The organism is Paenibacillus sp. M2 (genome assembly GCF_046713495.1).
GTDB classification, from domain to species: Bacteria; Bacillota; Bacilli; order Paenibacillales; family Paenibacillaceae; genus Paenibacillus; species Paenibacillus amylolyticus_B.
The window spans coordinates 2,752,890-2,773,006 of the sequence record NZ_CP169648.1; the positions used below are offsets into that span (position 1 = coordinate 2,752,890).

Sequence of the window (20,117 nt, forward strand, 5' to 3'; positions counted from 1 at the left end):
AACAACAATGGAGGCTGTCATGAGCACAATACAATCACATGTTTTTCAGAATTGGACGTTCAAGGCTTGCGAAGATCAAGAGTGGATGCCGGCTCAGGTGCCCGGCTGTGTGCATACAGATTTGCTGAAGCTGGGCAAGATTCCAGATCCTTTTTATGGAACAAACGAGAAGGAAGTACAATGGATTGATAAGATAGATTGGGAATATCAGACGGAATTTGACGTTGCCGAAGGGTTGTTCTCTCAGGAACATCTGGAACTGGTGTTTGATGGTCTGGATACATATGCGGATGTGTATGTGAATGAGGTGCATGTGTTATCAGCAGATAATATGTTCCGAGTATGGAGGGCAGATGTAAAGGCTGTATTGAAGGGGAACGGTAACATTCTCCGAATACGTTTTCGGTCTCCGATTCAGGAAGATCTGCCGAAGCTGGAGAAGCTCGGATATGCATTACCTGCATCCAATGATCAGTCCGATGTTGGCGGACTTGGCGACAAGAGAGTAAGTATTTTTGCACGTAAAGCCCCGTATCACTACGGTTGGGACTGGGGTCCGCGTTTTGTAACCAGTGGGATCTGGCGTGAAGCACGTCTTGAAGGTTGGACACAGGTACGAATCAATGATGTGTATATCCAGCAAAATGAAGTAAGCGCTACCTCAGCTTCATTAACTGCTGTTGTGGAAGTTGAGACATCACAAGCGGTAGATACGATTATTCGTATCGGCGCAGATGGACAGAGATGGGAAAGATCCGTATCGCTACAACCCGGAACTCAGACTGTGGAGATTCCAATCTCCATGGATGAACCGAAACTGTGGTGGAGCCGTGGGCTTGGTGATCCGCATATGTACACCTTCCTTACCGAAGTGCTTCAAGGTGAGCGAGCTGTGGCTGAATCTACAGTGAAGACTGGGCTTCGTTCCATTCGGCTGGTACGTGACAAAGATGAAGCAGGAGCATCCTTTTACTTTGAACTAAATGGTGTTGCGGTCTTTGCCAAAGGGGCCAACCACATTCCAAATGATAGCTTCATCACTGAAATTACTCATGAACGTTATCGTCATGAGATCGTATCCGCAGCCGAGTCCAATATGAATATGTTGCGTGTGTGGGGTGGCGGAATCTATGAGCAGGATGTGTTCTACGAACTGTGTGATGAATACGGAATTCTGGTATGGCAAGACTTCATGTTTGCATGCAGCATGTATCCAGGAGATGAAGCGTTCCTGAACAGTGTGAGACATGAGGCGATTGATAATGTGAAACGTCTGCGCAACCATCCAAGTATTGCACTCTGGTGTGGGAACAACGAGATTGATTCGGCTTGGGCTCACTATGTTGAGAATGGTGGATGGGGTTGGAAAAAAGAATTTACTGCCGACCAGCGTGAGAGCATCTGGGCCGATTACGAAGCCATCTTCCATGATCTGCTGCCAGAAGTGGTTGAAGCGTATGCTCCAGGTGTGGATTACTGGCCTTCCTCACCACTTGTATCCCTGACAGGAGATGAGAAGCAGCATGCGCACCCGTCCACAGCCGAAGGGGATATCCACTACTGGGGCGTGTGGCACAATGTAGAACCTTTCGAAAACTATAACGTGCATGTGGGTCGTTTCATGAGTGAATACGGATTCCAGTCTTTCCCGGAGTACAAGTCAGTACGCACTTACGCGGAAGAAGAAGATCTGGCTCTGGAATCGGAAGTCATGCTCGCTCATCAGAAGAATGGGGCAGGTAATCGTCTGATCAAACAGTACATGGATATGTACATGCATGAATCGAAGGACTTTCCATCGTTCCTGTATATGAGCCAGGTGCTTCAGGCGGAAGCGATGAAGACAGCCATTGAAGCGCACCGTCGCCGCAAACCATTCTGCATGGGCACACTTTACTGGCAAATGAATGACTGCTGGCCGGTGGCTTCATGGGCAGGTATGGACTACCTTGGTCGTTGGAAAGCATTGCAATATTATGCGAAACGCAGCTTCAGCGATGTGTTGGTATCGGTAGATGGAACAAAAGAAGATACAACAGATATATATATCATCTCGGATCAATTACAACCTGTAAAAGGGCAGTTACAGATTCGTTTGCTCGGATTCGATGGAACGGTGCATCGTGATGAAACACATGATGTGACCTTGGCACCTAATACAGGTGATCAAGTGCTGTCATTACGTAACGTGGAGTGGCTAGAAGGTCATGATACTGCTAACACGCTGCTGCGCCTGGATCTGAAACAGGAAGGTGCGGCGAATATCGTACAGGAACACTATTTTGTACCGTCCAAAGACCTTGCTCTGCAGCCTGCAAACATCAATGTAAGTGGGGGAGCGGATGAGAACGGCGTTCATCTGGTACTGGAAAGTGATGTGCTTGCTAAACAGGTATGGCTATCTTCGGATGTGGAGGGTGTCTTCTCGGATAACTTCTTCGACTTGATTCCTGGCATTCCGGTGAAGGTGCAGTTCACTTCCAGAGAGGGTTTGCAGTCTAATGATGTGATATCAAATCCGGGACCGATCGAGGTTCGATCCATGATTGATTTTATTCGTTTGACCTAGAAGACACGGTTGGAGTCTCTCGTAAGAGAGATTTCAACCGTTTTTTTATTGAAACCGGACTCCATTTATATATCGTAATGGTTTCGTAATACTTCGCTTAGAGAATCGTAAGCTGTCTTGCTTATTGTAATCCATGTAAGTAATAAACGAATGGAGAGTGATAAGAATGATGAAAACAAATAAGAGCAAAAAAGTGATGGTAGCAGCGGTATTGATGATGTCTATGGCCTTTTCTGGATTGGCAAGTGCTGCAGATATGAAAACGATTAAAAAGGATGGCATGGAGCTTGTTCAATTGAGACAGGCAGCCAAAATGTATGATTACAGCATTATGTGGGACAGCAAGGACAGATCTGTAACTTTGATGTATATGGGCAAAATGGACGACAAGATGATGAAAGACGACAACATGATGGAAGACGACATGAAGATGAAAGATGACAACATGATGGAAGACGACATGATGATGAAAGACGACAACATGATGGAAGACGACATGATGATGGAAGATGACATGATGATGAAAGATGACAAAATGATGGAAGAAACGATGATGCCTGCGGGAAAAACGATTAAATTGTGGATTGGATCGAAAAAAATCATGGTAGACGGTATGCAAGTTAACTTAAAATCGATGCCTGTCATCCATGAAGGGAATTCGTATGCGGCTGAGTCTGTAATTAAACAGTACATGATGCCAGCCATGGGAATGAAGTAATTTAAGGGCTAAGCATCGCCATCACCATATGATATGATTGGCTCAAATGTATTTTCTGGAATATGGGGTGGGTTCGTTTGAATGAATGTGTACTTGTTGCTGATGATGATACAAATATTACGGACGTTTGTCGCAGGTATCTGGAACGGGAAGGTTATCTTGTTGTGACGGCCAAGGACGGTTTGGAGGCTATTGAGCTGTGGCACAGCCAAACGCCAAGCTTGATTGTGCTCGACCTGATGATGCCGCATAAGAATGGCTGGGAAGTTTGCAACGAGATTCGGCAAACTGAGGATGTGCCCATCGTAATGCTGACGGCCCGTGGTGAGGAACAGGACCGTCTGATGGGACTGACGATGGGGGCGGATGATTATCTGACCAAACCATTCAGTCCAAGAGAACTTGTCTTACGTGTGAAGGCAATCCTGCGGAGAATGCGAATTGCGCAGGCATCACCTGTTACAACATCTGAATATACGATCAATTATGAAGGGCTTACCATTGATTTTACCAAGCGTGAAGTGCACATCAGCGGGCAGGCCATTGAATTGACCGTTACAGAGTTTGAGATGTTGTATTTGCTGGCAAGTCACCCGGGTCAGGTGTTCTCCCGTAACCAGATGTTAAGCAAGATTTGGGATTTTAGCTATGAGGGAGATACAACAACGGTGACTGTACATGTTCGGAGATTACGAGAGAAGATCGAACAGAATCCTTCTGATCCAAAATATATTAAAACAGTTTGGGGTATAGGGTATAAGTTTGCGGGTGGCAGTTCATGAAACTTCGCACATACTTGGTGTTGTCCAGTCTCACAGGCATTGGCGTATTATTAATTTGTTTGTTCATCAGTTATTCCAAAATGCTGCTTACGATCGAACAACTGTACTGGTTATCGGCTATAACGGCAGGGGTAGGCTTGCTTTCATTTATTCTTCAATATTTGCTGACCAAGCCATTAGAGAAATCAATTGCGCGAATTACACAGCAGACGATCCGAATTGCCGAAGGGGATTTCCATACGGAAGTCCCTCTCATCGGTACGCAGGAATTTAAGCTCCTGGCACAGCAATTTAATGAAATGAGTTCCAAGCTGAAGGAAAGCTTTGATCATCTGCATCACTCAGAAACCGCGAGACGAGAGTTGATCGCCAATGTTTCCCATGATTTACGGACTCCCTTGGCATCCATTCAGTCATTCGTCGAAGCGTTGGAGGATGATGTCATTAAGGATAAAGAAACCTTTCAACGTTACCTGAACACGATACGACTTGAGACGAAGCGTTTGGGAGGGCTTATTCAAGACTTGTTCGAATTATCCAGCCTGGAAGCGCAAGGGGAGGTATTTGAGCCTCAGCCTTGTCACGTCGATGAGTTGCTGCTCAGTACGTTGGAGAGTTTTTCGTTTCATCTCGCCGAGAAAACGCTGAACGTTGAAATCGATTTGCCCGATAAATTACCAGCCGCGGTCATGATGCCTGCACAAATGAAGCGGGTCCTTTCCAATTTGTTGCAAAATGCCATTCAATACTCTCCTATTGAAGGAAAAATTATTCTGGCTGCCGAAGAAAAGGGGCCGTTTATACGAATTTCAGTTACGGATGAAGGGGAAGGCATTGAAGCGGAGGAAACTTCGCGTATATTTGAACGTTTTTATCGAATTGACAAATCACGTAGTAAGAGCAATGGTGGGGCCGGGCTTGGCCTTGCTATCGCTCAATCGATTGTGGAACTCCATGGTGGCGAGATCGGGGTTCAGAGTACAAAAGGAGAAGGAAGCTGCTTCTGGTTCACGCTTCCGATCTACGTCAGTCGTTAACCTTGGTTAATCAAACGCAGTATTTATTCAGGTGGTGAATGACTTGACCAGTGATTTGGTTTTTCTTTTCGGCGTTTTTGGTGCAGGATTGTTATCGTTTTTTGCGCCATGTATTCTGCCGCTGATCCCGGTATATATGTCTTATCTATCCGGAAGTATGGTCAACGGTACGAATCAGCAGCAGCCTGACACCAACTCGATTCGGTTGCGGTCCACACTTGTTTTGCGGACATTTTTATTTGTTCTTGGGCTGTCTCTGGTATTTGTATTACTCGGTTTTGGTTCCGGCATCGTTGGTAATTTGATCTCAAGTCCTGTGTTTATTGCCATCTGCGGAGCCATCGTGGTGCTTTTTGGGATTTATCAAACCGGGTTGATCCGACTATCCTGGCTGGAACGGGAGAGAAAGCTGTCAAACGATCAAGCCAAACGGGGAGGGGATGTCGGAGCGTTCCTGTTGGGTCTGACGTTTAGTTTTGGCTGGACGCCTTGTATCGGGCCTGTGCTGGCTGCCATTCTTGGTATCGCCGCAGGAGAAGGCTCTCCACTGTATGGCGGGTTTCTCATGTTCCTGTATACCCTTGGATTAGCGATTCCTTTCCTGATTCTGTCCGTTTTTTCGGAATATGTTATGAAGCGGATACGTGGTTTATACAGATATATGGGTGTCATCAAAATAACTTCCGGCTGTATTCTTATTGTCATGGGACTACTGTTAATGACAGACCGACTAAACAACTTGGTGACCTGGTTTCAATAATCATTGGAGGAATTTGGTATGAAGACGGCACGGAAATGGATGTTATCTGTAATCGTATTTGCTGGAGTCCTGTTGATCTTGAGCGCATGTGGATCACAGCAAACTGAATCAAAACAAACGGGGTCATCATCAACCCTGGCATCAACATCCGATATGAGTTCGTCAATCATGATGAACAAGGGAGAGACGGCTCCTGAATTTTCATTGCTTGATCTGAAAGGAAACACGGTTGGACTTTCTGATGTTCAAGGCAAGAAAGTGTATGTGAAATACTGGGCTTCCTGGTGCTCCATCTGCCTTGCGGGTTTGGAAGACCTGAACAATCTGGCTGGTCAAAACAATGATTTTCAAGTCATTACGATTGTGACGCCAGACTACAAAGGAGAGAAATCCTCCCAAGCGTTTACCGAATGGTTTGACCAACAGCCATATGATAACATAACTGTTCTTTTGGATGAGAAAGGTGTATGGGCAAAGAAATTTGGCGTAAGAGCATATCCTAGTTCCTTTTATATTGGCTCTGATGGTATTTTAGCGAAATCGCAGCCAGGGCATGCATCTAATGAACAGATCATGGAATCATTACAAGAGATTTTGTGAGAAGGGAGGAAGTGTCATGAAAAGGACGCTGCTCGGCTTGTTCCTCCTTGTTATAGCGATCGTTGTGTCTGCTTGTGGAAACAGGGCTGAGAGCCATTCATCTTCATCTTCGATATCCACTCAACCTGTCAAGGCATCGAGTGTCTCCGAGGAAAACCTGAGTAACCTGTACTTGGCAGGAGGCTGTTTCTGGGGTGTGGAGGCATATATGGCTCGTATTCCAGGGGTTCAGGATGTGACTTCCGGTTATGCCAACGGTGAAGGAGAGAATCCAACCTATGAGGATGTTATTCGCGGAGACCAGGGGTTTGCGGAGACTGTTCATGTAAAATATGATCCGCAGCAAGTATCTTTGCAGAAATTGCTGGAATCTTATTTTCGAGTAATTGATCCTACCAGCTTGAATAAGCAGGGCAATGATCGTGGAGTTCAGTATCGGACTGGAATATATTATACGTTGCCTGAAGATGCCAAAATCATCGAGCAAGCTGTAGAGGCAGAGCAAGCAAAATATGACCAACCCATTGTAACGGAAGTAATGCCTCTGCAGAGTTATTATTTGGCGGAGGAGTACCATCAGGATTATTTGGAAAAAAATCCGAACGGATATTGTCACATTGATATGACTGTCCTGGATGACCTGGAGATTGGGATTGATCCCGCTCAATATCCACGTCCAACAGATGAACAATTAAAGGAACGATTAACAGACGAACAGTATGCAGTTGCGGTAAACAATGATACGGAGCATGCGTTCAGTAACGAATACTGGGATAATGAGGAGCCCGGTCTGTATGTTGATATTGCAACGGGAGAGCCATTGTTCACCAGCCGGGATAAGTACGATTCTGGTTGTGGGTGGCCGAGTTTTACAAAACCGATTGTACCAGAGGTTGTTACCTATACAACGGATACGAGCTTTAGTATGGAGCGCACGGAGGTACGAAGCCGGGCAGGAGATATCCACCTTGGGCATGTGTTCGATGATGGTCCCGAAGATCGTGGCGGCAAACGTTACTGTATTAATAGTTCATCGATCCGGTTTATTCCCTTAGACAAGATGGAGGAAGAACGATACGGATATTTATTGTCATTTGTCGAGTAGAGAAGGGTAGCTGACTTTATCAAAATATAATAACGCCATAATTTAGAACGGTTGAGATCTCTCTATGAGGGATTTCGACCGTTTTTTATTCTGAGGCATCTAACAAAAACGGAGGTAGGCTTCTAAGATGGTTCCATCATTGTTATAATTGATAATCATTATCAATTATGGGTAGGCTTCTGGTCACAATGCCAAGGTATTGTGTGTGTTTGATCGCTTAGGAGAGGGAGTTTATATGGGAATTCAGAATGACATCAAGCTGTGGGATCAGGTACAGGTTCGCGTGCTTGATGTGCGTCTTATATCACTCGCAACACACGAGTTCATACGCAATTATGTGTTACCAACCAGCGCATTTGTGTATGTTCAAGGCAGAGGCCAGGTCTGGCTGGATGAAGAGGTATGGACTACAAACAAGTTCTTGCTGCTGCATGGGGGAAAAGGAAGACGTCTGACACTTGAAGCGACAGGGGCTGTGGAGGTACATCTGATTTTGTACAAATCAACCTTGCCCTCCAACGTGCTTGTGGAGTACCGAATGATGTTGAACCAGCGTAATCCGTTTGAAGAGTCCTGGGCGACAGTGCCGGATCATACACTTGAGCTACGTGAGCTTGTGCGGAATATACATGAATGCTGGTCAGGGCAGGAGCGAGTGAGCAAAATTCAGGTCAAAGTGTATTTCTTTCAACTGGTACAGCTTGTCTTGTTACAGCGGAGTCGCATGTTTAACGAAGTTCAACAGCCTTCGCTTACCGATCAGGTTTTGCGATATATCAAAGCTCATTACCGGGAATCGATCTCACTTGATTTGCTTGCCCAGTCCTTGAGTTACAGTCCGCAATATTTATCACGCAAATTCAAGGAACAGATGGGATGTACACCGACAGAATATGTGATTCGGTTACGAATGGCTGAGGCAAGGAGTCTGCTTGCGTCCACAGAAGCTTCATTACAGGAGATTGCTGCGTATGTGGGTTATATGGACCCGTTTTATTTCAATCGTATATTCAAAAAAGAGACCGGTATCACACCCGGGCAATATCGGACGAAACAGCAGGAAAACTCGAAATCAGTTTCAAAAAGTACATTAAATGCAACAAATGAATCCATTGTAACAGGAGGGGATGAACGTTATCCTTTAATTGATGATGATAATCATTATCAACATAAGGGAGATGAGGAAATCAACATGTTTAACCATTTTAAATCAGCGATCATGTCGCTTGCGCTTGTACTCACATTGAGTGCTTGTGGAACAGCCCAGCAGGGGGCAGAAACATCCGAAGTTGCGGCTGAACCCGAACAACCGGCAGTAGTGGAAACCCAAATGGTAAATACGACCTTTGGCGAGGTAGAGATTCCTGCACATCCGGAGCGTGTTGCTGCTATTGATTATCTGGGAACGGTGCTTGCTCTTGGTGTCAAACCGATTGGTGGAGGACAATTTCTGATGAACAGCCCTTATCTGGAAGGCCACTTGGATGGTCTTGAGACCATAGGGGACTCCGTTGAACAATTGATGGAGCTGGAACCTGATCTTATTATTACATTGAATCCGGACAAGGCGGCTTATGAGAAATATAGCAAGATTGCTCCGACCGTTTCGATCGCATCCATCACATTCCCGACACTTAAGGATGAAGTGAACTATTTCGGTAAAGTCCTTGGCAAAGGAGCGGAAGCAGAGAAGTGGCTGGCTGATTTTGATGAGGAGATTGCTAAAATTAAGCAGGAAGTGCAGAGCGTTGTTCCAGCTGATACTACATTCTCCGTTATGCAGGAATATGATCGCCAAGTCTTCATTTTTGGCAATCAGTCGGGCCGGGGAGGACGTAACATCTACGAATTGCTTGGTTTGCAAGCACCAAAGAACATTCCATCCGAGTTGATGCAGGGCGCTTATCATGAATTCTCCATAGAACTGCTCTCCAAATATGCCGGAGATTACATTGTGCTGACCAGCAAGTCTCAGTTGAAAGACCTTCAGGCAGATCCGATCTGGGGTTCATTACCTGCTATCAAAAATGGAAAAGTATACATATGGACGGAAGAACAATCCTGGTTCCGTGACCCTATCGCCTTGTTGAAACAGACACAGGATCTGGCTGAATGGATTATTGAACTTAATACACCGTCTAAGTAAGAAACTCCAAAAAAACCGTGCTTCCCAGTTTGCTGAGCAGCACGGTTTTCATATTTCTATGTAGGACTGAAAAGTAGAAGGGGATTAGCTGCCTGTAGGCAGATGAAGTAACAGTGTGATTACCGTATAAGAGTTTATTCGCTCTTTTGTTCGTTTTGAATTTCTTGCAGATCCTCCAGCTGGAGTGTAAGGTCATTCTCGGGGTTTGCACTCACAATGACTTCTGACTGTGATTGTTGCTGACCTGGCTGATTCGACTTGGCGGCAGGTTTGATCACGTAGAGACTTTGAACGGAGTTGAGCAGGCTGGCAGGGGTGTCTTCATACGTTTCCAGGAAGAGTACATAGTCTTTGGTAGGAATCAGCTTGAGGTTGTCATCATTAAAAATCTCGGTGTTGCCAAGTTGTCCGCCAAGTTGCTTCACTTCAAGTTTTTCCCCGGCAGTGTAAACGCCCTTATAGGATTCAGCGACCTGAATCGTGTGGATCGTATAGATTTTGTCAAAAGAAGATGGCTCTCCACCCGGATCGGACGCGGGGTTTAACTCGTTTTCATTGGCAGCACCGGTAACTTGTACGATATCGTTTAAAGCTTCCACACGTGTCTCAACAACACTGCCTTTCACAATGGTATTTGCTCTCTCGGACAGGTCGCCAATGCTGGCATAACTCGGGTAATCTTCAGAAGCAATAATGGTCATGGGTGCATCGGATGGGGACGCGGTAGGTGTAACAGAAGAACATCCAACAGCAGATAAAATGAAAATGGAAGAGAGAAGCAGCGTTAATACTCGATTTTTGTTCATGGATAGGAATCCTCCTTGGATTTTTGGGATAAGTTCGTAACGGATTAGTATTTGGATTTTACGTTATTGATATCAAAGGTTTGAGGTTGGGTCATAGAATTGCGGTTACGGGAGTAGGACATAATGGAAGGACTGTTTGTTGTTGGGTTGTCACCGAGCCAAATGGAGTGTCCGAGTTCGTGGACAAATACGCTTTGAATGAAGTTGGATAGGTTGGTTGCGTCAGGGGTGATTGTGGATGCATTGAGTTCGATGCGGAAGCTTACGACTTGACTGCCGGATACGGAGGCGTAGTTGACACCATATGCTGTATTATTGAAGTTTCCTGCGGTGATGGTGTTTGGGGAGTTACTTGTTTTGGTGAATTTAACTTTGGCACCTGCATTGTTCCAGTTGGTAAGGGAAGCGTCCATGGGAGTCTGCCATGCGGAGGCGTAATTATACGTACGAATGGGGATGGTGGTGCTGGGATAACCGTAGGTTAGAAAGGTTGCCGCATAGATGGTACTGCCAAACATCGCAATCACTGAGAACAACATGATGCTCATCAAAAACTTCCTTTTCATACTTAAAACCTCCAATAAATGTATTTTATTCTCTATTATAGTAACAAGGAATATTGGAGTTGAAATGAGTCCGAGGTCGTTGTTTTTGTCGTGAAAAACATGAAATAACTCTTGATCAGACCCTAATGGTGTCAAAATAAGTCATTTTCTGTTTGATATGCATGCATAATTTCCCTGAAATAACAAACAATACGTTCAACTTCTCACAGGGAAAGGTAGTGCTAGAGCATGTGCAACCGTTTTTCATTGGCAGCCGATTTGGACGAAGTCAGAGATCATTTCAAGATTCAGCGAGTGATGTATTATTACAAAAACCGATACAATATCAGCCCAACCCAGCATACGCCAATTATTTTGCATCAGGATGGTGAGCGTGTATTGGATGAGTTCCGGTGGGGGTTCATTCCATTCTGGGGTCGTGATGCCGTTAACGCGAATCTCATGACGGTACATGAGAATCCTTCCTATTACAAACTGGTAGAGACCAAGCGTTGCGTCATTCCTTGCAATGGATTATATTACTGGCGGCAAGAAGGCAAGAAAAGTTATGCGGTTCGTGTTGTCATGCCAGATCGCGGTCTGTTCGGCATAGCTGGGTTATACGAAGTATGGAGAGATACACGGAAAGAGCCGCTTCGTACCTGCACGATGCTTATGACAGGCGCGAACATGGTTACACGCGAGTTTGGCAGTAAAATGCCGGCGATCCTCTCCGAAGAAGAAATCAACACTTGGCTTGACCCGGCCAATACACGGGTGACTCAATTGTTACCGCTATTGAAATCGTATAACAGTACAGAGATGAATCTGTATCCAGTCACCCCAATGGTCGCCAACGATGAACACGACTGTTACGAGTGTGTAGAAGAGATGGATCAGAAGCTGGCTTACGTTCGGAGTTTCTGAATATCCTTTGGATAGAGTGAAGGACTTTGGATAGAATGAAGAAGATGAAGAGGGCTGAGAGTCTGGAGACACTCTGCTCTTTTTTTCCTTTCTGAAAATGAAAAGTTGCAATTGCAGTGAAACGTAACTATAATCATTACAGTAAGTGGACGCACATATTCATATATCTATTAAAAGAGATATTTATAATCAGGAGGGAACCACGAATGAATCCAAAGTTTAACCAGATGTTTGAACAAGTTTCACTGCCGACTGGTATTACACTGAAAAACCGTATCGTGCTCGCTCCCATGACTCATATGTCCTCGAATGCGGATGGTACGATATCCGACGCTGAACTTGCTTATTATGCACGACGCACCGGTGGGGCTGGCATGTCGATTACGGCTGTAGGGCATGTAACAGAGACGGGCATTGGTTTCCCGGCTCAATTTGGTGTTTATGACGACCGCTTCATTCCTGGTCTGAAAAAACTGGCTGACACTATGAAACAACAAGGCTCCGTAGCTGTATTGCAAATTTTCCATGCGGGCCGTTTGACGCCTGAACAAGCTGTACCTGCGGGTCAAGTGGTTGCTCCTAGTGCGGTTGCAAGTGAGCGTCCGGGATCTCCTGAACCAAGAGAATTGACGGATGCCGAGATTACTTCCATTATCAAAGACTTTGGTGAAGCGACACGTCGTGCAATTGAAGCTGGCTTTGATGGTGTTGAGATTCACGGTGCTAATGGTTATCTGATCCAGCAATTCTTCTCCCCGCATTCCAACCGACGTGAAGACCGCTTTGGCGGAAGTGTGGAGAAACGTCTGACATTCCCGCTTGCTGTTGTGGATGAGATTCAGAAAGTGGTTGCCGAACATACGAAACTGCCGTTCATCATTGGTTACCGTTTCTCCCCGGAAGAGCCGGAAACACCGGGACTCACGATGGAAGATACGTATGCACTGGTGGATGCGCTTAAAGATAAAAACCTGGATTACCTGCACGTTTCCTTGAACGAATTCTGGTCCAAGCCAAGACGTGGCGAAGCAGATACACGTTCAAGAATGGAATTCATCCTGGATCGTGTGAACGGTAAATTGCCTGTGATTGGCGTAGGTTCAATTCATACGGCTGATCAGGCCGCTGAGGCGCTCCAAACGGGAGTACCACTACTTGCCATTGGACGTGAGCTGATTATTGAACCGGATTGGGTTGAGAAGATCGAGAGCGGACGGGAAGAAGACATTGAAACGATTCTGACCAAATCCGATCAGGAACGTCTGGTTATCCCTGACGGGTTGTGGAATGCAATCGTCCATACACCCGGTTGGTTCCCTATGGCAGAAGATAAATAATATACACTTCAGAACTGGAAAGGAGGGGGCGAAAGCTCCCTCCTTTTGCACATGGTCCAAATTCTCCTTGTCATCGCTCTGTGGTATGATGGATGAACAGGATCAACTGGATAATCAACGGTTTGGAGTGAAGAAATATGCTCGTAGCTGAACGGTATGAGAAAATAGTGGAATGGGTGGATACGCAAGGCAGCATGCGTGTAACCGAACTTAGTGAGCGCTGCGGGGTGACGGAAGAGACGATACGTCGTGATCTGGACAAGCTCGAACAGGCGGGCAGGCTCAGAAGGTCCCATGGCGGGGCGGTCAGCGTAAAATACAAGGAAGAGTTACAGTCGGAGATTCCGTATCCGGAACGTGCTGTAGCCCATGCAGAAGAGAAGCGCAGAATTGCAAGCGAAGCGGTGAACATGGTGGAACCCGGCGACCGGATTGCTCTGGATGCAAGTACAACTGCGTGGTATATGGCGGCAGGATTGCCGAACATTCCATTGACCGTATTAACCAATTCGATAAAAGTGGCCGCAGAGCTGAGTAACAAGGAGCAGATTCGTGTGATTGCCACAGGTGGGCAATTGGCTTCGAAGTCACTTTCTTTTGTAGGACCTCTCGCGGAACGTTCGTTGGATGCGTATCATGTCGATAAAGTGTTTTTGTCTTGCAAAGGGGTGCATCTGACCAAAGGCATCAGTGAGTCAAATGAATTACAGGCCTTGGTGAAGCAGAAAATGATCCAGATTGCGGATGAAGTCATATTACTTGCAGATTCCAGCAAATTTAATATACAGGCATTTACCAGAGTCGCTGAGATGAGCAGTGTGGCAAAAGTGATTACAGATCAGGGTGTAGATGAAGAGCAAGTTAGCGCATTGATTGAGCAGAATATTACGTGTATACGTGTGTAAATAAGAAAGGAATGAATGTCATGAAACATCCTTTTCATCTGAAAGCGGTATGGAATGGTGGGCGTAACAGTGAGGGAACAATCGATGCAGGTGGATTAAAAACGGTCATATCGATTCCGAAGGATATGGGCGGACCCGGTACGGGAACTAACCCGGACGAGATGCTGCTGGGTGCAGCCTCCACCTGTTACCTGATCACACTGGCAGCGATGCTGGAGCGTTCGGATATTACGCCGGATGAATTGACGCTTGAATCGGAAGCAACGGTAGATGTTACGAATAACGTATTTACGTACGAACGGATCGTACATAGACCCCGGATTGTACTCAGCCAAGATGCTTCAGAGGCGGATCTGACCAAGGCTGAGCGCCTGGCACATAAGGCTGAATCATCCTGTATGATCTCCCGAGCGGTGGCAGGTAATGTCCAGATGGAGACACAACCGGTCATTGTTACTACAGGAGCTAACGCGGTGTGATATACTGAAGAATAGACGATTCAAGTTGTCATTTGTGTAAAATAAGGAGTAATTCGGTATGAACACACAGAAGCGCAAGACTAACCGCTGGGTACGTTTAACACGTGCTATGAAGCTGAATTTTCTCAAATTGTTACGTGCTCCCGGAGGTGCCCATAAAGTATCTACCGGATTTGCCATAGGGTTCGGACTGGAACTGATCGTGATCTCGACCGCTTCCCTGATATATCTCGTATTTTATCCAATTGTGCGATTGTCTGGGGGTTCGGTGCCAGCAGCGATTGTTGGTAATGTGATCGGGAAACTTACGTTTTTACCTATTATCCTGATGCCGCTCGCGAAACAAATTGGCTCATGGATATTGCCTGCTCACAGCATGGGACAGGGACCGGTACATGAGAGTGCATTCATGGAGCTGTTTCGCGGGAACTGGTCGGCCGTGAGTGAATTGTTGCTTGGTGGACTGGATATTCTGGCAGGCATGTCCGTGTTTGGTGTCATTCTGGGTGTGATTTCGTACTTTGTCGTGAAATTCTTCTACGTCAGAGCGCTCAACCGGCGTTATGAACGCCGGCTGGAGAAACGCCGACAAGCGGATATCGCTTCGGTATCACCTCCGCTATTAATCAGGAAGCCATCACAATCATAATGGGCAGCATCAACATGGATGCAGCGGTGGTCCACAGAATGCAGCGGGATACAAACTGCGGAGAAGCATTGAACTGTTCAGCCAAAATAACGGCGTTCACTGCGGTCGGCATCGATGCGAGGATCAGCAGCACACTGAACAACGTGCCTTCGATGTGAAGCGCGGTCAGTATCAGCCAGGAGAGGATTGGCGCAGCTGCGAGACGCACCACAAGTCCGGTCCAGAAGGCTCGGCGTACATTGGGCAACCAAGGCACCGTTGCCCCTTTGGGTCTGAGCATCTGGGCTCCCAGAATGGCGAGAACGACAGGAGAGTAACCCATAGCCAGCATGGCAATCCCTCCATCCAGTGCTTCAGGCAGGCTCAGATTGGACGCACGCAGCGCAATGGCGATGCCAGCAGCATAGATGGATGGCATGCGGAAAACGGACAGAATCGCATTTTTTACGGTGAATTCGGATCTCGCGGCAAAAAAGATACCTACCGTATTAACAATAATCATCTGTCCAATAACGTAGACAGAAGCCTTGTCCAGTCCAAGCTGACCAAAGGCAAGCAGTACAAGCGGGAGCCCGTAATTCACGCAGTTCGTAAACGTGGAGACGAGGGTGAGCCCCGCTTTTTCGCTTGCACCCAGACGGAAAATCCGGCTTAACAGCTCGGCGAGTGCCCACAGGGCAATCAGATTAATAATAGAGAACCAGAACGTGCTGGTGACGTCCGTCCAGGTAATCTCGGCATGCAGCAATGTATTGAAGATGAGCGCAGGGCTCAAAATATAAAGGGAAAAGGTCGAGAGCGACCGGGTATCCCAATTTTTGAAGCGTTTTAACAGAATACCTCCAATCACGGGAAGTGAGATCGGCAGGAACACATGGTATAACGTGAGTAAAAATGAGTGAAGCAATGCAATTCAGTCCCTTCTGGATGAAAAACTGATCTTATCATAGCAGAAGATGCATCTCATATGAATGGATATCAGTATGATGATGTGTAGTAATCGCCTTGTTTAACTAAGGATTTCCCTGCTGGGCAACGACAGCGGATTGCTATTTTGATATGGCAGATTTATTATAGAAGAGGTGCAACAAGATTACATACACATAGAGGAGGAAACTGTAATGAGTGAATCAAAACGCTTGCTCGTACTTGCTGGCTCTTACGCTGAAGCGGAAAATGAGGGCATTTATGCATATGAATTGAATGAGGATACAGGCAGCTTGTCCAAGCTTGACGGCATCGCGGGCGTGAAAAACCCAACGTTTGTCAACGTGGATACTGAGGGTAACAAACTGTATGCGATTGGTGAAACAGCGTCAGCTGAAGGCAACAAAATGTCTGAAGCGGTAGCTCTGAGCATTGATCCTTCTACAGGAAAATTATCGTTGCTGAACCGGAATAACTCCATTTCAGCTCCGCCATGTCACATCCAGCGTGACCCTTCCGGCAAATACTTGATTCTCTCCAGCTACCACGGTGGTCTGGTAGGTCTGCAAGCCTTGACGGATAACGGTGAAGTTGGAGCGCTTCTGGACGAGAAGAAACATGAAGGACAAGGTGCGCATCCTGAACGTCAGGACAAGCCACATGTTCACTCCGCATTCTTCAGCCCGGATGGTAAATACATGATGGTACAGGATCTGGGCGCGGATAACATTGCGATCTATTCCATCGATGCAGACAAAAATGAACTTGTGCTGCACAGTGAAACCAAAACACATCCGGGAGCAGGCCCACGTCACTTGGCGTTCCATCCGAATGGTCAATTCGCTTATGTGATCAACGAAGTGGATTCTTCCATTACTTCGTTCAAATATGATGCAGCAGCGGGTACGTTGACTGAATTGTCTACAGTATCCACTCTGCCTGATGGATATGATGGCAAAGAGAATACAACAGCGGAAATCACCGTTTCCAATGATGGACGTTATGTATATGGTTCTAACCGTGGACATGACAGCATCGTTGTATTTGCAGTAGATGCAGACAAAGGTCACCTGACACTGGTTGAGCATGTATCTGCTGAAGGTGAGCACCCACGTCATTTTGCTCTGACACCTAACGGCAAATTGCTGATCGCAGCTAACCGTGATACGAACAACCTCGTGACATTCACGGTGGATCAGGAGAGCGGCCGTCTGAAATACACAGGTCACAGCACAGGTGTATCCAAGCCGGTATGCGTGAAACCAGTATATCTGTAAAATGATAAATTTCTAAACCAGCCCTGGCTGGATTGAAAATGATAACGATGATAAAGATAAAGACTCTGCCAGGTGGCGGGGTCTTTTCTATTGAATATCTTATTGGATGATTAGGCTGCTGCTCTGCTGTAAGCGGGTGGATTGGAATAGAGGATTAATTCTATATTTGATTCACCTAACAACGAAAGATTATCAATAGTATCTCCCAAGTAACTACCCCACTTCAAAGTGCGTACTTCCTGAATGGATAGTCAGGGTCTACAATGAGTGAGTAGCCAAAAACAAACACTGCATGCATCTGAACAGACCAATTGGTGCAGGCTAAATATCTGATTATTATTTTTACAGGAACGAATCATACTTGAACAACAAAGGAGAAATAAATGATGAAATTGCAATTGGCGCTCGACTTGGTAAATATCCCTGAAGGTATCGCACTGGTTAAAGAGGTTGAACAATATATTGATATCGTTGAGATTGGTACACCAATCGTTATTAATGAAGGTTTGCACGCGGTAAAAGCGATGAAAGAAGCATTCCCTAATCTGCAAGTTCTTGCAGACCTTAAAATCATGGACGCTGGTGGTTATGAAATCATGAAAGCTGCTGAAGCTGGTGCGGATCTGATCACTGTGCTTGGGGCAACCAATGACAGCACGATCAAAGGTGCAGTAGCAGAAGCGAAGAAACAAAACAAACAAGTTCTTGTGGACATGATCAACGTGCCTAACCTTGAACAACGTGCTCGTGAAATTGATGCGCTTGGCGTAGATTACATCTGTGTACACACAGGTTATGACTTGCAAGCTGAAGGACAAAGCCCGTTCGAAGATCTGCAAACGATCAAAGCAGCTGTGAAAAATGCTAAAACTGCTGTTGCTGGTGGAATCAAGCTGGAAACATTGCCAGAAGTAATCAAAGCACAACCGGATCTGGTTATTGTAGGCGGCGGTATCACAGGACAAGCAGACAAAGCGGCAGTTGCAGCTGAAATGCAACGTCTCGTTAAACAAGGGTAAGCAGATGAGCAAAACACAGTACGCAGCTGACATCTTGAAGGAGCTGGAACGTACGTTAAGCCAGATCGACGATGCAGAGATGCAAGCGATGGCTGAGCACATTCTGGCTGCAGAACAGATTTTTGTAGCAGGAGCAGGCCGGTCAGGACTTATGGGAAAGGCCTTTGCCATGAGACTGATGCAGATGGGGCTTCGTGTATATGTGGTGGGCGAGACCGTTACACCCGGGATCAGCTCGAAGGATTTCCTCTTGCTGTGCTCTGGCTCAGGAGAGACAGGCAGTCTCGCAGCTATGGCTAAGAAGGCTAGTCAAGCAGGAGCACCTGTCGGCCTGATTACGATCAAGCCAGAGTCCACGATTGGTCAATTGGCAACTACGGTAGTGCGCCTTCCGGCTTCAGCCAAAGAGGACACAGCGACTTCCGGAGCGGAAGTAACCATCCAGCCAATGGGCTCGCTGTTTGAACAGGGATTGTTAATCGGCATGGATGCTCTCATCCTTACGATGATGGAAATGAAGGGTATGACCGGAGCGGATATGTTTGGCCGCCACGCGAACCTGGAATAGTGAATAGATGAAAGACCGGAATCCTTTGATCATGAAGGGTTCTGGTCTTTTCTGCGATACATAATCATTCATCTGTATAGGTTTTATCCGTGATTTACAGTTAAACTTTGCATCCCGACCAGGCTGTAGTAGAATTAATAGATAGCTGTATCGAATGAATGTACTTATTACATCATGCATGGAGCGGAAAGCTTCCCTGGTGTGAAGTGTCCCCGTGATATGTGTAATATACGCGATATAAGATTGAAGATGAGGGGGCTCGGAGCAATGGCAGCCGAAGTCAAGGAACGGATTAATCTGAAAGAAATCAACTGTGAGAAGGAATTGACCCTTGCGGTGATTGGTGGCAAATGGAAACTGATTATTTTGTGGCATTTGGGTCTGGAAGGCACCAAACGTTTTAGTGAGCTGAAACGCCTAATCCCTCATATTACCCAGAAGATGCTGACCAACCAGCTACGTGAGCTGGAGGAAGACAAGCTGATTGAGCGCAAGGTCTATGCAGAGGTCCCTCCTCGGGTGGAATATACGTTGACAGATCACGGCCAGAGCCTGATGCCTGTGCTGCACGCAATGTATAACTGGGGTAAAAATTACGGTGAAAATGTAATCTGGAAAGAAAGCTAAATTAGTTATATTTTGAACCAACCGCTGGTTAAATGGATGCTTCCATAACCAGCGGTTTTTTAGTTACTTTTAAATTTGGTCACATGATCAATAGTTTACTCCAAACGCAGCGGGCAGAAATAGACTTAAGAAGCGGAGCTAAAAGCTTTCTGAAAGAAAGCTACATTAAAGCATGCACTTCGCCTTTTTTCCGGATGCCCCTTTTATATAGATTGAACTAAACATTCACACGAGAACGTAGAGGACAGAAAGAACCTGAAGAAGCGGAGCGTTCGCCTTTATCACCGGATTTTCACCTTTATAAAATTGAATCAAAAAATTAGGGGATAACAGC

At 46.1% G+C, this 20,117-nt stretch carries 20 protein-coding genes; 17 read left to right on the forward strand and 3 right to left on the reverse strand.

Annotated features, from left to right (window positions below; translation table 11 throughout):
* The first annotated feature begins 19 nt into the window (after positions 1-19).
* From ACETMN_RS12885 to ACETMN_RS12920, 8 genes are all read left to right on the forward strand, one after another.
* Positions 20-2,569, forward strand: a complete 2,550-nt coding sequence (locus tag ACETMN_RS12885) for a beta-mannosidase (protein WP_411736198.1) — start codon at positions 20-22, stop codon at positions 2,567-2,569.
* A gap of 166 nt (positions 2,570-2,735) precedes the next feature.
* Complete coding sequence (locus tag ACETMN_RS12890) at positions 2,736-3,287, forward strand: hypothetical protein (RefSeq protein ID WP_091016997.1); 552 nt, start codon at positions 2,736-2,738, stop codon at positions 3,285-3,287.
* 77 nt (positions 3,288-3,364) lie between these two features.
* Complete coding sequence (locus ACETMN_RS12895; protein WP_017688950.1) at positions 3,365-4,069, forward strand: response regulator transcription factor; 705 nt, start codon at positions 3,365-3,367, stop codon at positions 4,067-4,069.
* Positions 4,066-5,106 carry a sensor histidine kinase gene (locus ACETMN_RS12900; RefSeq protein WP_091016995.1) on the forward strand — a complete coding sequence of 347 codons (1,041 nt, stop codon included), beginning with the start codon at positions 4,066-4,068 and terminating at the stop codon, positions 5,104-5,106. The genes ACETMN_RS12895 and ACETMN_RS12900 overlap by 4 nt, the downstream gene beginning before the upstream one ends.
* Before the next feature lie 34 nt (positions 5,107-5,140).
* Positions 5,141-5,866 carry a cytochrome c biogenesis CcdA family protein gene (locus ACETMN_RS12905; protein WP_411736199.1) on the forward strand — a complete coding sequence of 242 codons (726 nt, stop codon included), beginning with the start codon at positions 5,141-5,143 and terminating at the stop codon, positions 5,864-5,866.
* Between the two features lie 18 nt (positions 5,867-5,884).
* Positions 5,885-6,466 (forward strand): redoxin family protein, encoded by a 582-nt coding sequence (locus ACETMN_RS12910; protein WP_105598324.1) that lies wholly within the window; start codon positions 5,885-5,887, stop codon positions 6,464-6,466.
* Positions 6,467-6,482: 16 nt separating this feature from the next.
* Complete coding sequence (gene msrB / locus ACETMN_RS12915) at positions 6,483-7,571, forward strand: peptide-methionine (R)-S-oxide reductase MsrB (RefSeq protein ID WP_411736200.1); 1,089 nt, start codon at positions 6,483-6,485, stop codon at positions 7,569-7,571.
* A gap of 235 nt (positions 7,572-7,806) precedes the next feature.
* Positions 7,807-9,717, forward strand: a complete 1,911-nt coding sequence (locus ACETMN_RS12920) for an AraC family transcriptional regulator (RefSeq protein WP_411736201.1) — start codon at positions 7,807-7,809, stop codon at positions 9,715-9,717.
* A gap of 134 nt (positions 9,718-9,851) precedes the next feature.
* Here ACETMN_RS12920 and ACETMN_RS12925 read toward each other — a convergent pair whose 3' ends face one another.
* Positions 9,852-10,523: a hypothetical protein gene (locus ACETMN_RS12925; protein ID WP_411736202.1), complete on the reverse strand. Its 672-nt coding sequence runs from the start codon at positions 10,521-10,523 to the stop codon at positions 9,852-9,854.
* A 44-nt stretch (positions 10,524-10,567) separates the two neighbouring features.
* Positions 10,568-11,089: a hypothetical protein gene (locus tag ACETMN_RS12930; RefSeq protein WP_091016986.1), complete on the reverse strand. Its 522-nt coding sequence runs from the start codon at positions 11,087-11,089 to the stop codon at positions 10,568-10,570.
* A gap of 228 nt (positions 11,090-11,317) precedes the next feature.
* Between ACETMN_RS12930 and ACETMN_RS12935 the strand changes: the two genes are divergently transcribed.
* The 5 genes from ACETMN_RS12935 to ACETMN_RS12955 all read left to right on the forward strand — a co-directional run bounded on the left by ACETMN_RS12935 (position 11,318) and on the right by ACETMN_RS12955 (position 15,365).
* A complete protein-coding gene (locus ACETMN_RS12935) occupies positions 11,318-11,995 on the forward strand; it encodes an SOS response-associated peptidase (RefSeq protein ID WP_091016984.1) in 678 nt (225 codons plus the stop codon).
* A gap of 206 nt (positions 11,996-12,201) precedes the next feature.
* Complete coding sequence (locus ACETMN_RS12940) at positions 12,202-13,332, forward strand: NADH-dependent flavin oxidoreductase (RefSeq protein WP_411736203.1); 1,131 nt, start codon at positions 12,202-12,204, stop codon at positions 13,330-13,332.
* A 137-nt stretch (positions 13,333-13,469) separates the two neighbouring features.
* Positions 13,470-14,237, forward strand: a complete 768-nt coding sequence (locus tag ACETMN_RS12945) for a DeoR/GlpR family DNA-binding transcription regulator (protein WP_411736204.1) — start codon at positions 13,470-13,472, stop codon at positions 14,235-14,237.
* A gap of 20 nt (positions 14,238-14,257) precedes the next feature.
* Positions 14,258-14,716: an OsmC family protein gene (locus ACETMN_RS12950; protein WP_192132148.1), complete on the forward strand. Its 459-nt coding sequence runs from the start codon at positions 14,258-14,260 to the stop codon at positions 14,714-14,716.
* Between the two features lie 58 nt (positions 14,717-14,774).
* Positions 14,775-15,365: a DUF2062 domain-containing protein gene (locus tag ACETMN_RS12955; RefSeq protein WP_411736205.1), complete on the forward strand. Its 591-nt coding sequence runs from the start codon at positions 14,775-14,777 to the stop codon at positions 15,363-15,365.
* Here the strand turns inward: ACETMN_RS12955 and ACETMN_RS12960 are convergent.
* Positions 15,343-16,272 carry an AEC family transporter gene (locus ACETMN_RS12960; protein WP_411736206.1) on the reverse strand — a complete coding sequence of 310 codons (930 nt, stop codon included), beginning with the start codon at positions 16,270-16,272 and terminating at the stop codon, positions 15,343-15,345. The genes ACETMN_RS12955 and ACETMN_RS12960 overlap by 23 nt on opposite strands.
* A 214-nt stretch (positions 16,273-16,486) precedes the next feature.
* Here ACETMN_RS12960 and ACETMN_RS12965 point away from each other — a divergent pair, with 214 nt between their 5' ends.
* The 4 genes from ACETMN_RS12965 to ACETMN_RS12980 all read left to right on the forward strand — a co-directional run bounded on the left by ACETMN_RS12965 (position 16,487) and on the right by ACETMN_RS12980 (position 19,783).
* Entirely contained in the window at positions 16,487-17,569 is a 1,083-nt protein-coding gene (locus ACETMN_RS12965; protein WP_210107884.1) for a beta-propeller fold lactonase family protein, read from the forward strand.
* A gap of 386 nt (positions 17,570-17,955) precedes the next feature.
* A complete protein-coding gene (gene hxlA, locus ACETMN_RS12970) occupies positions 17,956-18,588 on the forward strand; it encodes a 3-hexulose-6-phosphate synthase (RefSeq protein WP_036670570.1) in 633 nt (210 codons plus the stop codon).
* 4 nt (positions 18,589-18,592) lie between these two features.
* The gene (hxlB, locus tag ACETMN_RS12975) at positions 18,593-19,156 is read left to right on the forward strand and encodes a 6-phospho-3-hexuloisomerase (protein WP_091016976.1); all 564 of its coding nucleotides are present in this window, start codon (positions 18,593-18,595) and stop codon (positions 19,154-19,156) included.
* Between the two features lie 267 nt (positions 19,157-19,423).
* Positions 19,424-19,783, forward strand: coding sequence for a winged helix-turn-helix transcriptional regulator (locus ACETMN_RS12980; RefSeq protein WP_062833989.1), 360 nt, complete (start codon positions 19,424-19,426; stop codon positions 19,781-19,783).
* Positions 19,784-20,117 lie beyond the last annotated feature (334 nt).

What these genes read in the sequence shown, in the direction of transcription:
- ACETMN_RS12885 (WP_411736198.1), top strand. Translation starts at nt 20, where the DNA reads ATGAGCACAATACAATCACATGTTTTTCAGAATTGGACGTTCAAGGCT.
- ACETMN_RS12890 (WP_091016997.1), top strand. Translation starts at nt 2,736, where the DNA reads ATGATGAAAACAAATAAGAGCAAAAAAGTGATGGTAGCAGCGGTATTG.
- ACETMN_RS12900 (WP_091016995.1), top strand. Translation starts at nt 4,066, where the DNA reads ATGAAACTTCGCACATACTTGGTGTTGTCCAGTCTCACAGGCATTGGC.
- ACETMN_RS12910 (WP_105598324.1), top strand. Translation starts at nt 5,885, where the DNA reads ATGAAGACGGCACGGAAATGGATGTTATCTGTAATCGTATTTGCTGGA.
- msrB (WP_411736200.1), top strand. Translation starts at nt 6,483, where the DNA reads ATGAAAAGGACGCTGCTCGGCTTGTTCCTCCTTGTTATAGCGATCGTT.
- ACETMN_RS12920 (WP_411736201.1), top strand. Translation starts at nt 7,807, where the DNA reads ATGGGAATTCAGAATGACATCAAGCTGTGGGATCAGGTACAGGTTCGC.
- ACETMN_RS12925 (WP_411736202.1), bottom strand. Translation starts at nt 10,523, where the DNA reads ATGAACAAAAATCGAGTATTAACGCTGCTTCTCTCTTCCATTTTCATT.
- ACETMN_RS12930 (WP_091016986.1), bottom strand. Translation starts at nt 11,089, where the DNA reads ATGAAAAGGAAGTTTTTGATGAGCATCATGTTGTTCTCAGTGATTGCG.
- ACETMN_RS12935 (WP_091016984.1), top strand. Translation starts at nt 11,318, where the DNA reads ATGTGCAACCGTTTTTCATTGGCAGCCGATTTGGACGAAGTCAGAGAT.
- ACETMN_RS12940 (WP_411736203.1), top strand. Translation starts at nt 12,202, where the DNA reads ATGAATCCAAAGTTTAACCAGATGTTTGAACAAGTTTCACTGCCGACT.
- ACETMN_RS12945 (WP_411736204.1), top strand. Translation starts at nt 13,470, where the DNA reads ATGCTCGTAGCTGAACGGTATGAGAAAATAGTGGAATGGGTGGATACG.
- ACETMN_RS12950 (WP_192132148.1), top strand. Translation starts at nt 14,258, where the DNA reads ATGAAACATCCTTTTCATCTGAAAGCGGTATGGAATGGTGGGCGTAAC.
- ACETMN_RS12955 (WP_411736205.1), top strand. Translation starts at nt 14,775, where the DNA reads ATGAACACACAGAAGCGCAAGACTAACCGCTGGGTACGTTTAACACGT.
- ACETMN_RS12965 (WP_210107884.1), top strand. Translation starts at nt 16,487, where the DNA reads ATGAGTGAATCAAAACGCTTGCTCGTACTTGCTGGCTCTTACGCTGAA.
- hxlA (WP_036670570.1), top strand. Translation starts at nt 17,956, where the DNA reads ATGAAATTGCAATTGGCGCTCGACTTGGTAAATATCCCTGAAGGTATC.
- hxlB (WP_091016976.1), top strand. Translation starts at nt 18,593, where the DNA reads ATGAGCAAAACACAGTACGCAGCTGACATCTTGAAGGAGCTGGAACGT.
- ACETMN_RS12980 (WP_062833989.1), top strand. Translation starts at nt 19,424, where the DNA reads ATGGCAGCCGAAGTCAAGGAACGGATTAATCTGAAAGAAATCAACTGT.